Raw genomic sequence first — 12963 nt, 5'->3', positions numbered from 1 at the left:
CGATGGACGGCAAGGTAGACAGACTCAGCACACGTCGCAAGCGTTTGCGCAAACGCTTGCGAGCGAACCTCGTGAAGGACTGACATGCCACAAACCCGCTCCTCCCGGCCCACCCAGCGCGACATCGCGGAGCTCGCCGGGGTGTCGATCACGACGGTTTCGCACGTCGTCAACGGCACGCGCGCCGTCGCGGAGGACACGAAGGCCGCCGTGCTGCGGGCCATCGAGACCACCGGCTACACCGGAGACGCGATCGCTCGTTCGCTGGTCACGGGCGGTACGCGCTCGATCGGGATGGCGGTCTCGCTGGTCGCCAACCCGTACTTCGCGGCACTGATGCAGGCGATCGAGCGGGAGGCTTCGGCCAACGGCTACACCGTGCTGCTCGCCGACACGCACGACGCCGCGTCGACCGAACGTGACGTGGTGCGGGCCTTGCGGTCCCGTCGCGTCGACGGACTGCTGGTGACTCCCTCCCCGGGCGACGGTCCGGTGATCGGTGAACTCGTGTCGCTGGACGTGCCGACGGTGCTCATCGACCGGCTCTCGACCCGCACCGACGTCGACCAGGTCGGGGCGGAGAACATCCAGGCCACCTCGGCGCTGACCGCGCATCTGGCGTCGCTCGGGCACCGGCGGATCGGCATGATCTCCGGCGCGCCGGGCCTCACGACCAGCGACGAGCGCGTGCTCGGCTACCGGCTGGGCTTGGGCCGTTCGGGGCTCGCGTGGTCGCCCGACCTCGTGGCCTGTGGGAACTCGAACCGCGACGGCGGCGCGCTGGCGCTGAGCACGTTGCTGGCCCTGCCGGAACCGCCGACGGCCCTGGTGGTGGCCAACGACAGCATGATGGTCGGCGTCCTGCACGAGGCCCGCCGGCGCGGCCTGCGCATCGGCCGTGACCTGCCGGTGGTCGTGTACGACGACGTGGAGTGGGCCGACCTCGTGGACCCCCCGCTCACCACCATGGCGCAGCCGATCGAGGAGATCGGCCGCCGCGCCGTGCGGCTGCTGCTGGCCCGCCTCGCCGACCCGACGCGCCCGGCCGAGACCGTGCGGCTGCCGCCCACGCTGCGCCACCGGCAGTCGTGCGGGTGCCCCGGAGCGGTTTGACCGTTCACTCACACTGGTGATTCTTGGAGTCGACCACCACTCGCACATCTCGGCGCCGGTTACCGTTGGGTAAGCACGACGACGAGGGCCACGGACATGACCGCTCTGGCGCCGGAGATCCCGGTTTGGGACACGCCGGTCACCCACCGGTTCGGTGTTGCCCTGGGCATGCACGCGAACCCGTACACGGGTGATCTGCTGCGCGCGATCCGCGGCGCGGCCGCGCGCGCCGGCTGCGACCTGATGCTCGCCGACACGCACGATTCCGTGGCCGAAGAGGCCGCCGTGGTGCGGGCGCTGCGGGCCGACCGGGTCGACGGGGTGCTCCTGGTCCCGGCCCCCGGCGACGACGCGGTCATCAACGGTCTCGTGCGCATGGGCATCCCCACGGTGCTGGTCGATCGCATCGCCGGCCGCAACGACGTCGACCAGGTGGGCTCGGAGAACATCCAGGCGGTGTCTTCGCTGGTGGAGCACCTGGCCTCGCGACGCCACCGCCGCATCGCGATGGTCACCGGCGCCGCCGACTCGGCCGTCAGCGAAGAACGCACGCTGGGCTACCGCCTCGGCCTCGACCGCGCCGGCTTGCGCTACAACCCCGAACTCGTCGCCTGCGGCATGTCCTCCCCGGGCGGCGCGGCCCGCGCCGCCGCCAAACTCCTGGACGGCTGGCCGTCCCCCAGCGCCGTCGTGGTCGGCGGCGAGTCCATGCTCATGGGCGTCCAATGGGAAGCCCACCGCCGCGGCATCCGCATCGGCGCCGAACTCGCCGTCGTCGGCTTCGGCGACATGGCCTGGGCGCGCACCGTTTCCCCGGCCATCACCACGATGGCCCAGCCGATCTCGGAGATCGGACGCCGGGCGGTGCAGCTGCTCATGGCACGCGTCCAGGAACCGGACCGCCGCCCCGAAGCGGTGCGGCTGGCGCCACGGTTCCTGCACCGCGCTTCTTGCGGCTGCTGAACTTCTCGGCCGCCGCGCCCGACTGCCTGCTTCCACCCGCGTACGCTCCCGAAAGCCGGCGCCCCTGCGGCAATCGGCCATGCGACCGCGGTGACGCAGCCCGAACGACCCCGCGGACGGCGAGCAAGGAGCGCGACCGATGGAAATCACGGGCGTGATGGCCACCGATGCCGGAATGTTCGGCTTGTGGTCCCCCGCGGCGTTCGCCTACATCGTCGACTACGACACGTGGGAGTCAGACCTTCTGAAAGACGACGACATCTCCCGGCACATCACTGCCGGCGCCTTCGTCCCCGTGAACATCGGCGACGACGGCGCGTTCCAGGTCCTCGCCCGAGTCGGATCGGCGTCGGCCAGTGCTGACTTCACGCAGCGGGAACGCCGATTTCTCCTCGTCTCGTCGGAGCCGTACCTGTTCATCACCGACGGCAACGCCAGGATCAGCGGCATCGAACACCTCGGGGCTCGATCGGACGCCGGCCTCCACGTCCCCCTGCCACCAGGCCGGTGGACCGTGACGATCGCCTTGCTCGAATGGGACGCCGAACCAGGGCAGATGGATGCCGATGGGCAGCCCGCTCGAACCGCCCTTCCCGACTTCACCCTGCTGATCAACCCAGCGCAGGCCGCTGGCCACTACCGAACCGAAATTCAGACATTCGACCGATGATCGCTCGGGGCGCAGTCGTCGCCGTTGGACCAGGGCTTCTCGGCCTACGCGAGCGTCGCGGCGGCTTCGAGGAGGAGCCAGGCTCCGGTTTGGACGGACAGGTCGCGTTCGGGGGCGCCGGGGGGTGGCGGGCTTGCCGGCGCGGGGTTGGCCCATTCGGCGCTGAACAACGGGCCGGTGGGGGTCTGGGTGGCGCCGGCCCAACAGGCGTCGGCGGTGGTGAGGACGAGGGTGCGGGCGGCGGCGGCTTCCGGGGTGGGCAGGCGCGGCACGGCGAGGGCGAGGTAGCGAGCGGCGATGGCGGCGAAGAGGCCTCCGTCGCCGCCGTTTTGGCCGCGGAGGACGCCGCCGGGGGAGAGGTGGGTGGCGATGGCGCGGACGGTGCGCGAGGCGGCGTCCACATCGGACTGTTCGAGGCACGCGCCCAGGTAGACGCCTTGGCAGTAGGTGAAGATGTGCTTCACGAGTTCGCCGGTGTCGACGCGGAGTCCGTCCCAGACCAGGCCCGTGGCGGGGTCGACGAGGGTGTCGGTGAGCCACTTCGTCATGTCGCGCGCACGCGTGGCGTCGCCCTCGCGGGCGTGGAAGATGGCGGCGGGACCGTTGGCGGGGGCGTTCTTGAACGTGTCGCCGCGGCGCCACCAGATGCCGCCGCCGGCGTCGTCGGTCCAGCCTTCGCGGAGCCGGGCGTCGATATCGGCGATTGATCGGTCCACATCGGATAGATCGAGCGCGCGGACACGTTGCAGGGCAAGGCCGAGCCAGGCGATGTCGTCGTAGTAGTCGTTGATCCACTTTCCGAAGTTACGGAAGTGTACGGACTTGACGAACCTCCCGATCACCTTCGCTCGCTCGGGCTGAGGGTCGCGCAGCTGAGCGTCGACCAGACTGTCCAGCAGATGCGCCTGCCACCAGTAGTTCCAGTGCCAGTGCAGCCGCTGCCCGACCGTCGGCGGCCAACCGCTGCGACCCAGCACCGTCCCGGGCACACCCCAGACGCGCCGCAGGTACCGCCCCCGCACGGCGCGCTCCGCCGCAGCCGCCCGCCCAGCCCGCTCGACGCTCATACCCGCGATTCTGCCCGTTCACGCAGGGCGCCGCCCCCTGATCCCGGCCTGACCCGATTGAAACCGGTTCCTGACAACCGGCCCCTACGTTCGGTGGAGTCCAAGATCCACTCCACAGTCGGGGAGAACACCATGAACGCCAAGAAACTCGCCGTCTCCGGCCTCGTCGGCCTCGCCGCCGCGTGCGGCGCACTGGTCCTGACCGGCCCGACCGCCAACGCCGCGACCACCAGCGCGCCAGCTCCGGTTGCCGCTCAGCGCACCGCCACCCCCGCGCCCACCCAGCGCACCACCACCGCCTCCGCCGCACGCGCCACGGCTGCTCCGTCCCAGCGCCAGTCGGCGTCGGCCCCGGCCGGCCGCACCGGCGCCTCCGCCCCGACCCAGCGCGGCACCACCGCTGCCCCCGCCCGACGGACCGGCGGTGCCGCCCCCGCGCAGCGCGGCACCGCCCCGCGTCCCGCGCGCCGCACCGGCGTCACCGCGCCGGCTCCCGCTCAGCGCTGAAGCTCTCCGCTGGGAACCAGGGCTGGCGCCACCCCGGTGGCTCCAGCCCAACCCCGCAGCGCCCGACCCGCTCGCCACTGCGGAGACCACACCAAGACACGGTTGACTGCAGCCGCAACCAACCCCCAGGCCAAGGGCGAAACTCAACCCCAACCCAGCCGGCAACCTTCACAAACCAGTAGGCATACCACCAACACCCGGCAACCCAACTACACAACCCGAGGCGCACCCAGACCCGGCCCTGCACCCCCCGAAACCCGGCAATGATCCGCGCCAGCGGGTCGAGCCGAACTGAGACGAACCGAGCCGGACCACCAATTCACCAAGACCGCGACAAATCAGCATGCTCCCGAACCCAAGCATGCATCACAATCCCCGCCGCCACCCCCGCATTGATCGACCGCGTACTCCCGAACTGCGCAATCGACACCACCATCGACGCCGCAGCCTGAGCCTCCTCCGACAACCCGGGCCCCTCCTGCCCGAACAGCAGCACGCACTCCCGCGGCAACGAAGCCACCTCCACCGGCACCGACCCAGGCGTGTTGTCCACAGCCACCACGGCCAACCCAGCAGAAGCAGCAAATGACACCAACCCGGCAACATCCTCATGATGCCGCAAATGCTGATACCGATCCGTCACCATCGCCCCACGACGGTTCCACCGCCGCCGCCCGACGATGTGCACTTCGGCGGCAGCAAACGCATTCGCCGTCCGAACAACGGTCCCGATGTTGTGGTCGTGCTGAAAGTTCTCGATGGCCACGTGGAACGGATGCCGCCGAGCATCCACATCGGACACGATGGCCGAGCGGCGCCAGTACCGGTACGCATCCACCACGTTCCGGCGATCCCCGTGCTCCAACAGCTCGGGGTCGTACCTCGGGTCCGTGGGCCATGGGCCCGCCCACGGCCCCACACCAATCGGCTCACGACCGACCCACTCGGTGGGCCCCGCCTCGGAATCGTCCGTCACGAGGGACGATTCTCGCTCAGCCCAGACGGACGCGGTGAGCCGGAGTGTCGTCGTGGCGGTGACGCCAGCGGTGGTAGGCGCCGACGTAGGAGAAGATGACCAGCGCCAGGGCGATCACCGCGACGGCCGGCAGCAGCGAACGCGGCACGACCGTGTCGTACAGGTAGTACGCGTTGAACCCGCCCGGCAGGTCGCCCAGTCCCTGCTGGTGCCGGAAGAAGTTCTCCGCCGCGGTCAGCGGGCAGGGCACCGGGGTGACGTTCACGAGCACGCCCCAGGCCGCGAAAAACACGTGCACGAACGCGACGCGTGGCCAGCGCCACGCGAGGAAACCGCCGAGCCCGATGAACAAGAGGGCGAGGATGTGCACCGCCACCGTCACGTCGGCGAGGAAATGCGCCACCGAAGCGTTCACCACCGCCCCCTTTCCCCACGGCTTCTACCAGCGACGTTACTCCGGTAACCGTGCCCCGGCGGGCGAAAATTCCTCACTCGCTGTGATGTTCGACCCACGGGAGCAACGCGTTCACCCGAGGGGTAACGGAGTGGTCACTCCGGGTACGAAGACCGCGCCGGAAAGATCCCTCAGCGCACCCGATCACTCGTGGTGGGCTCTTCGTCCGCACTCGGGATGTACACGTCGCCGACGTTGATGTTCACCTCGACGACCTCCAGGCCCGTCATGCGCTCGATCGCGCCGATCACGCTGCGTCGCACCTGGCGCGAGAGGTCCGCGATCGGCACGCCGTACTCGACCACGATCTCCAGGTCCACCGCCGCCTGCTTCTCCCCGACCTCCACGGCCACGCCCTGGCCCGCACTCGCCGACGCACCCGGAATGCGGTCGCGCAGCGCACCCAGCGCCCGCGCCGCGCCGCCGCCCAGCGCGTGGACGCCCGGCACCTCGCGCGTCGCGAGCCCGGCGATCTTCTGCACGACCACGTCGGCGATCGTCGTGGTGCCCTGGTCGGTCACGAGGCCAGGAGCCACCACGAGGTCAACGGTCTTCTCGGCGACAGTCATGAAACTTCTCCCTCGGTAGGTTGGGAAGCGGGGCGGGACAAGGCTTTCCTGCCCCGCCACCTCTTCGACACAACGGCCCGGTGATCGTCACGACCCGATCGTGTGACGCGGGGCTCAGGAAAACGCGCCGGCGTCGACGTCGGTGACGATCAGCCGCAGCGTCGCGCCTGCCCACTCCGTGTCCGCCAGCACGGGCCGCACCACGGCCGCCGCGCGCGCCAGCAACGGCGGCAGCGGCAGCCGCGTCGCGATCAGCCGCACCTGCACCGCTTCCGGCGTCAGATCCACGGCAGAACCCCAACTCCGCTCCACCGCCGGCCGCAGGCCCTCCACGTCGGCGAGCGCCGCGACGACGCGCTCGGCGACGCTCACCGGCGCTCCAGCTCGATATCCACAATGGACACCACCACGGCGTCGACGGCCAGCCCGGTCTGCTCGGCCACCCCGCGCGTCACCGACCGCTGCACCGCCCGCCCCACGGCCGCGGCCTGGTCGAACGCCGACGTCACCACGTCGACCTCCACCGTCAGCCCACCCTCGACGCTGCGCACGCGCACCCCGTCGATCGGCGCGGGATCCAGCCCCTGCCACCGCCCACGCGCCGCGCGCGTCCACGCCGTGACGAGGCCGCGCAGGCCCGGCTCCAGCCGCACCACGCCGGGGGTGTCGAGCGCGGCCCGGGCCGCGACGCTCGCGACCACCGGGTCCGCGATCACGTACTCGGCCTCGCCCGTCATTCCCCGTCCTCGTACACGTCTTCGACCAGCAGGTCCAGCTTCGCGAGCGTCAACCCGACGCGCGCCGCGGCCGCGGTCGTGACGCGTTCGCGCACCCGGGCCAGCGTCTCGGCACCGTCGACGTTGCCCAGCCGCACCGCGAGGGTGAGCTCGACCTCGACGATCCCGCCGCCGTCGGAGGCGACCCCGACCGTGCGCACACGGCAGCGGCGGGCCCGGACGTCACCCGCGGAGTCGGCGGCGTAGCGCAGCACCACGGCCACGGCCGCCTCGCTCACCTCCACCCGGCCCGGCTCCGGCGTCGGCAGGTCGAGCATCTGCCCGCGCCGCGCCTCGGCCCGCACGGCCGACATGATGCGTCCCACCAGGCCCGGCGGCACCGGATCGGGCTCGGCCACGAGCTCGGCCGTCGCCGAACGCAGGGCCAGCAGGCTCTCGCGCGCGGTGCCGCAGTGCGGGCAGGTCGCCTCGTGCTCGTCGACCGAGTCGAGCCGGTCCCAGAGCGCGTCCAGGTCCCGGCCGCACGGCAGTTCGTAGTCGGTGCCGGTCTCGTTCACCGCCACGGCTTCATCACCTCCGCCAGCTGTGCCCGAGCCCGGGCGATGCGGCCCCGGACAGCCGCGGGGTTCACCCCGACGACCTCGGCGATCTCGTCGTAGGAGCGGCCGTGGACCTCACGCAGGAGCCAGCACACGCGTTGCGGCGGCGTGAGCTGCTGCAACGCCGCGTTGAGCGCCTCGAGCTGCCCGTTGACCTGCGCCGCGTGCTCCGGCTGCCCGTCGGTGCGCGGCGACTCCGCCAGCTCGAGGTCGACGTCGACCTGCGGACGGCGCGCGCGGATCACGTTGAGGCAGCGGTTGGCCGTGCTGCGGTAGAGCCAGCCGACGAACGCGCTGTCGTCCTGCAGCTGCGTGAGCTTGCGCCAGGCGCCGAGGAACACCTCCTGCACCACGTCCTCGGCGTCGCCGCGGTGGTTGAGCATCTTCACCGCAAGCCGGAACATGGGCGCTTGGTAACGCAGCACGAGCTGTTCGTACGCCCGCACGTCGCCGTCGCGGGCGCGGCCGACCAGCGTCGCGTCGTCGAGCTCCGTCGTGGTCACGGCACCCCCTTCCACCAGGGGGACACCGGCGAGGGGGTGTTCGTCACGCACGCATTCTCGGTGATCTTCGAGAATCGCGCTCAGCTCAGGCCGAGGTCGTCCTTGTTCAGCAGGTAGCGGTACTCGAGGCCTTCCTTCTCGATGGCCTCGCGCGCGCCCGTGTCGCGGTCGACCACCGTGGCGACGCCGGCGACGACCGCTCCGGCCTCGCGCAGCGCCTCGACGGCCGTGAGCACACTGCCGCCCGTGGTCGAGGTGTCCTCGACGGCCAGCACGCGCTGCCCGCGCACCTCGACGCCCTCGATGCGGCGCTGCATGCCGTGCTCCTTCACCGCCTTGCGGACGACGAAGGCGTCGAGCACCATCCCGTCGCTCGCGGCGGAGTGCAGCATCGCGAGCGCGACCGGGTCGGCACCGAGGGTGAGGCCGCCGGCGGCGACGTAGTCCCAGTCGGCCGTGAGCTGCCGCAGCAGCTTCCCGATGAGCGGCGCCGCCGCGTGGTGCAGGGTCGCCCGGCGGAGATCGACGTAGTAGTCGGCTTCCTTGCCCGACGATAGGGTCACCTTGCCTTGCACCACGGCCAGTTCGGTGACCAGCCTGGCCAGTTCGAGCTTCGCACTTTGATCCAACCCGGGGTACGCCACGGCCGAGAGTCTTACACACGCCACCGACAAGCCCGCTCGTCACTCGCCGAGCGCGACGGCCGTCACGGGCCGCGCCCGCGTGGCCACCCAAGCGGGCACCAGCGACGCCACCAGCGCGAGCACGGTGGCGGTCGCCACCACGGTGAGGTAGATCCCGATCGGGCCGGTCGGCAGCGGCGAACCGGTGGCCACCAGGCAGAACGGCACGATCGCACCCGCGGAGACGACCGTGCCGAGCACCACGCCGATCGTCGCGATGAGGCCGCCTTCGACGCCCGCCATGCGCAGCACCTGCATACGCGTGAAGCCGCCGAGGCGCTGCAGGCCGAACTCGCGGCGACGGCGCGCGGTGGCCATCACGAGCGTGTTCACGACGGAGATCACGGTGTAGCCGATGATCATCCCGATCATCAGGTAGTTGACCCACGCGCCCACCGCGTCACCGGTCGCGTGCGCGGCGAGGAGCGACTCGCGGTCGCCGACGGACACGGGCTGGCCGGCGGTGGCCGTGGTGAGGCTCGCCGTGAGCCGCGCCTGGTCGACGCCGTGCGCGGCGCGCACCAGCACCTGCGGCGCGAGGCCCGCGGTGGTGTGGGCGGCGAGCAGGCCGGCGGGGAACAGCAGCGTCTCGAACCCGGCACGCTGGTCGACGAGCGCGACGACGCGAGTGGTCACCTCGTGCCCGTCTCCGAGCCGGAGCGTGACAACGTCGCCGACACCACGGTGCAGCTGCGTGGCCACGGTCGCGGGCAACGCGACGGCGTCGCCGGTGAGTGCGTCGAGGCTGCCAGCGGTGACTTTCGCCGACGTCGTCTGCGCGGCACTGCCGGCAGTGAGGCCGAGGGCCGCGTGGCCGTCGTCGTCCTGGCTGTCGTCGTAGGGCGCGGTGACGAAAACCGTGCTGGTCACGTACTCCGACGCCGCGGCGACCCCCGGTGCGGCCTGCACGCGCCTGAGCAACTCGGGGCTGACGCCGGCCGGGGCGGCGACCACGGCGTCGGCACGCAGGTCTTCGGTGAAGGCCTGCTGCGACACGGCTTGGGTGGTGGTCTGCAGGTAGATGTTGGCGGTCGCGATGCCGACGGCGAGCATGATCGGCGTGACCGCGCCCGACACCTTCGTCGCCGCGGCCCGGGTGTTGGCCAGCGCCAGCCAGCCGGTGACGCCGCCGAGCAGGCGGACCGGCGCGTGCAGCAGCATCGCCATGAATTTCGTGACGCCGGGGCTGATCGCCGCGACGCCGATCGCTCACAGCATCACCGCGGGTCCCGCCGTGCTCGCCGCGATGGGACCGGTCATCACCGCGAGCGTCACGATCCCGAGCGCCGTCCCGCCGCCGAAGCAGAGCACGGCGACGATCAGCCGCAACGGCGTGAGCCACCGGCGCTCGACCGCGGCCTCGGCCAGCGCCTCCGTCGGCCGGATCCGGCTCACGCGCTGGGCCGCGACCAGGGCCGCGAGCACCACGGCGAGCAACGTCGCGCCGGCGGCGACGACCATCGGCAGCCAGCCCTGGTGGAACTGCACGACGCCGGGCACGACGCCGGCGTCCGTCAGGCGGCCGAAGAGCCAGCGGCCGAGCAGTGGGCCGAGCGCGGCGGCCACGGCGATCGCGAGCGGGCCGATCGCGACCGCCTCGCCGAGCACCATCCGGCGCAGCTGCCGCGGAGTGGTGCCGATGGCGCGCAGCAGAGCCAGCTCGCGGCGGCGCTGTTGTGTCGCGAGGCCCAAGGTACTGGCAATCACGAACAACGCGACGAGCACGGAAAGCCCGCCCGAGACGGCGGAGAGCACCACGAGGTTGGTGCCGCTGGCGTCGGCCTGCGGGAACTCGGCGTGGCCGCGGTCGTCACCGGTGAGGGCGACGATCCCGTCGCCGAGGTTCAGGCGCGCGGCGACGGTGGCCGGGTCTTCGCTGGTGAACACGCCGAAGTCGTCGACCTGGTTCCCGGCCAGGCGTGCGGCTTCGGCGGCGGTGAAGAAGATCGTGGGCCGAGTCGTCGGCGCGGTGGCGACGCCGGCGACCCGGTAGGTGCCGGCGGTACCGCGGGCGGCCAGCCGGACGGTGTCGCCGGGTCTCGCGGTCACGTCGGCGACGACGACCTCACCGTCGCCGGGAGCGTGGCCGGAAGTGAGCGTGTACGGCGTGAGCACAGCCGAATCCCAGGCGTGGCCGTTGGCCGGTCCTTGCGGCAGCGCCACGGGAACGGTGACGTCACTGACCACAGTGGACACACCGGGTGTCGCGCGGATCTTGGCGGCCAGCGCCGGATCCAGGCGCACGGTTTCCGGCAGCGCGACAGCTTCGGTCTTGAGCTTGCCCTCGCCCGGATCGCGTTTCGGCAGCCGGATCTCCTGCTGCCCCGCCACGACGATCGGCGCGGCCGCCAGCCGCTGCGGGGGTGTGTCGGCGCGGATGCCCGTCTCCATCAGGCCACCGCACGCCGACACGATCACCGCGCCGAGGAACGCGGCCACGAACGTCGCGAGAAAGCCGCCTTTGCGCAGCCGGAGCGTGCGCAGCGCGAGCCGGAACATCAGGCACCACCGACCGCGACGGCGCCGGCCCACGCGCCGAGGTGCGTCATGCGCGCGGCGACGGCGTCGGGCGTCGGGTGGGTGAGCTCGCCGGCGACGCGGCCGTCGGCGAGAAAGACCACGCGGTCGGCGTGCGCGGCGGCGACCGGGTCGTGCGTCACCATCACGACGGTGAGCCCGCCGCGCACGGAATCCCGCAGCAGGGCAAGAACTTCGGCCGCGGTGCGGGTGTCGAGGGCGCCGGTGGGCTCGTCGGCGAAGAGCACGGCCGGGCGCGCCACGAGCGCCCGCGCGATGGCCACGCGCTGCTGCTGGCCGCCGGACAGCTCGCCCGGGTGGTGCCGGCGCCGATCGGCGAGGCCGACGTGCGTGAGCATCCGCGTCACCAGCTTGCGGTCGACACGGCGCCCCGCCAGGCGCAGCGGGAGCACGACGTTCTGCTCGACCGTCAGCGCGGGCAGGAGGTTGAAGGCCTGGAACACGAAGCCGATCCGGTCGCGGCGCAGCTTCGTCAGCTGCGTCTCCGACAGCTTCGCGAGGTCCTGGCCGTCGAGGTGCACCGAGCCCGCCGTCGGGCGGTCGAGACCCGCGGCGCAGTGCAGGAACGTGCTCTTGCCCGAGCCCGAAGGCCCCATCACGGCGGTGAACCCGCCGCGCGGGAACACCAGATCGACGCCCGCCAGCGCGGTGACCCGCCCGTAGTCCTTCCGCACGGCCTGCAGCCGCACTGCCTCATCCGTCATGGGGAAAACGCTAGGCAGCGAAGGCGGTTCGCACCCTGGTGCCAGCTCGCCGGGCAGGGGTGGGGGCAGCCCTACCTCACGTGCGGCTGCGGTTGCCGAACCCGGCCGACAGGCGGCGCAGCACCCCGCGCGGCAGCAGACCGGTGACGGCGACCAGTGCTTTGTACTGCAGGCTCGGCACGGAGATCACCTTGCCGCGGCGCAGGTCCGTGAGCGCTTCGTCCACGACTTGCTCCACGCCGAGCCAGAACGCCCGCGGGCCTTCCTTCTCCAGGCCCGCGCGCTCGTGGAACTCCGTGGCGGTGAAGCCGGGGCACAGGGCCATCATGCGCACGCCTGGAGGCAGCGACGTGGCGATGCCCTCCGTGAACGACGTGACCCAGTTCTTGCTGGCGGTGTACGTGGAGCCCCGGCCGGAGAAGAAGCCGGCGACGCTGGAGACGTTGATGATGTCGCCGTGGCCGCGCTCGACCATGCCGGGCAGCGCGGCGCGGGTGAGGCGCAGGACGGCGGTGACGTTCACGTCGAGCTGGCGCTGCAGCGCGTCGGGGGAGATCTTCCAGAAGTCGCCGGAGAGGCCGAACCCGGCGTTGTTGACCAGCAGGTCGATGGGACCGGCGGCGAGGCGTTCCTCGACCTTCGCTCGGCCGTCTACTTCGGACAGATCAGCGGGGAGGACCTCCAGGTTCACTTGATGGCGCTGTGCCAATTGCTGGGCGAACGCTTCGAGGCGCTCCTGGTCGCGGGCGACGAGCACGAGGTCGTTCTTCTCGGCGGCGAGCGTGCGCGCGAACTGCGCTCCGATGCCCGCGGTGGCTCCGGTGATCACGGCGGTGGCGGTCATGGGGCGAACCTACCTGCAGTCGCGTTTGTCCCAGTG

At 71.7% G+C, this 12963-nt stretch carries 17 protein-coding genes; 4 read left to right on the top strand and 13 right to left on the bottom strand.

The window, feature by feature from the left end:
• Nucleotides 1-84: 84 nt before the first annotated feature.
• From AB0K15_RS24330 to AB0K15_RS24320, 3 genes are all read left to right on the top strand, one after another.
• Nucleotides 85-1113: a LacI family DNA-binding transcriptional regulator gene (locus AB0K15_RS24330; RefSeq protein WP_364054533.1), complete on the top strand. Its 1029-nt coding sequence runs from the start codon at nt 85-87 to the stop codon at nt 1111-1113.
• 96 nt (nt 1114-1209) lie between these two features.
• A complete protein-coding gene (locus AB0K15_RS24325; protein WP_364054530.1) occupies nt 1210-2076 on the top strand; it encodes a substrate-binding domain-containing protein in 867 nt (288 codons plus the stop codon).
• 139 nt (nt 2077-2215) lie between these two features.
• Nucleotides 2216-2746, top strand: coding sequence for a hypothetical protein (locus AB0K15_RS24320; protein ID WP_364054527.1), 531 nt, complete (start codon nt 2216-2218; stop codon nt 2744-2746).
• Between the two features lie 44 nt (nt 2747-2790).
• Here AB0K15_RS24320 and AB0K15_RS24315 read toward each other — a convergent pair whose 3' ends face one another.
• The gene (locus tag AB0K15_RS24315; protein ID WP_364054524.1) at nt 2791-3813 is read right to left on the bottom strand and encodes a glycoside hydrolase family 76 protein; all 1023 of its coding nucleotides are present in this window, start codon (nt 3811-3813) and stop codon (nt 2791-2793) included.
• A gap of 132 nt (nt 3814-3945) precedes the next feature.
• On the opposite strand from AB0K15_RS24315, the gene AB0K15_RS24310 reads away from it, so the two are divergent.
• Nucleotides 3946-4320: a hypothetical protein gene (locus AB0K15_RS24310; protein WP_364054521.1), complete on the top strand. Its 375-nt coding sequence runs from the start codon at nt 3946-3948 to the stop codon at nt 4318-4320.
• Between the two features lie 319 nt (nt 4321-4639).
• On the opposite strand, the gene AB0K15_RS24305 is transcribed toward AB0K15_RS24310, so the two are convergent.
• The 12 genes from AB0K15_RS24305 to AB0K15_RS24250 all read right to left on the bottom strand — a co-directional run bounded on the left by AB0K15_RS24305 (nt 4640) and on the right by AB0K15_RS24250 (nt 12927).
• A complete protein-coding gene (locus AB0K15_RS24305; protein ID WP_364054518.1) occupies nt 4640-5296 on the bottom strand; it encodes an RNA methyltransferase in 657 nt (218 codons plus the stop codon).
• Nucleotides 5297-5312: 16 nt separating this feature from the next.
• Nucleotides 5313-5699 (bottom strand): DUF2784 domain-containing protein, encoded by a 387-nt coding sequence (locus tag AB0K15_RS24300; protein ID WP_364054693.1) that lies wholly within the window; start codon nt 5697-5699, stop codon nt 5313-5315.
• A gap of 182 nt (nt 5700-5881) precedes the next feature.
• The gene (locus AB0K15_RS24295) at nt 5882-6319 is read right to left on the bottom strand and encodes an Asp23/Gls24 family envelope stress response protein (RefSeq protein WP_364054515.1); all 438 of its coding nucleotides are present in this window, start codon (nt 6317-6319) and stop codon (nt 5882-5884) included.
• Nucleotides 6320-6433: 114 nt separating this feature from the next.
• Nucleotides 6434-6691: a hypothetical protein gene (locus AB0K15_RS24290; RefSeq protein WP_364054512.1), complete on the bottom strand. Its 258-nt coding sequence runs from the start codon at nt 6689-6691 to the stop codon at nt 6434-6436.
• Nucleotides 6688-7056 (bottom strand): Asp23/Gls24 family envelope stress response protein, encoded by a 369-nt coding sequence (locus AB0K15_RS24285; protein WP_364054509.1) that lies wholly within the window; start codon nt 7054-7056, stop codon nt 6688-6690. The genes AB0K15_RS24290 and AB0K15_RS24285 overlap by 4 nt, the downstream gene beginning before the upstream one ends.
• Nucleotides 7053-7619: an Asp23/Gls24 family envelope stress response protein gene (locus tag AB0K15_RS24280; protein ID WP_364054506.1), complete on the bottom strand. Its 567-nt coding sequence runs from the start codon at nt 7617-7619 to the stop codon at nt 7053-7055. Before AB0K15_RS24280 ends, AB0K15_RS24285 begins: the two co-directional genes overlap by 4 nt.
• Nucleotides 7610-8158 (bottom strand): sigma-70 family RNA polymerase sigma factor, encoded by a 549-nt coding sequence (locus AB0K15_RS24275; RefSeq protein WP_364054503.1) that lies wholly within the window; start codon nt 8156-8158, stop codon nt 7610-7612. The genes AB0K15_RS24280 and AB0K15_RS24275 overlap by 10 nt, the downstream gene beginning before the upstream one ends.
• An 80-nt stretch (nt 8159-8238) precedes the next feature.
• A complete protein-coding gene (gene pyrE / locus AB0K15_RS24270; RefSeq protein WP_364054500.1) occupies nt 8239-8802 on the bottom strand; it encodes an orotate phosphoribosyltransferase in 564 nt (187 codons plus the stop codon).
• A gap of 39 nt (nt 8803-8841) precedes the next feature.
• A complete protein-coding gene (locus AB0K15_RS24265) occupies nt 8842-10002 on the bottom strand; it encodes an FtsX-like permease family protein (RefSeq protein WP_364054497.1) in 1161 nt (386 codons plus the stop codon).
• Between the two features lie 48 nt (nt 10003-10050).
• The gene (locus AB0K15_RS24260) at nt 10051-11340 is read right to left on the bottom strand and encodes an ABC transporter permease (RefSeq protein WP_364054494.1); all 1290 of its coding nucleotides are present in this window, start codon (nt 11338-11340) and stop codon (nt 10051-10053) included.
• The gene (locus AB0K15_RS24255) at nt 11340-12083 is read right to left on the bottom strand and encodes an ABC transporter ATP-binding protein (RefSeq protein ID WP_364054491.1); all 744 of its coding nucleotides are present in this window, start codon (nt 12081-12083) and stop codon (nt 11340-11342) included. Before AB0K15_RS24255 ends, AB0K15_RS24260 begins: the two co-directional genes overlap by 1 nt.
• Nucleotides 12084-12159: 76 nt before the next feature.
• Nucleotides 12160-12927: an SDR family oxidoreductase gene (locus AB0K15_RS24250; protein WP_364054488.1), complete on the bottom strand. Its 768-nt coding sequence runs from the start codon at nt 12925-12927 to the stop codon at nt 12160-12162.
• Between the last annotated feature and the right edge of the window lie 36 nt (nt 12928-12963).

The organism is Amycolatopsis sp. NPDC049253, assembly GCF_040678995.1.
Classification (GTDB): domain Bacteria; phylum Actinomycetota; class Actinomycetes; order Mycobacteriales; family Pseudonocardiaceae; genus Amycolatopsis.
The sequence above is the reverse complement of the archived record's forward strand: the minus strand, read 5'-3'. Positions and strand labels throughout refer to the sequence as shown.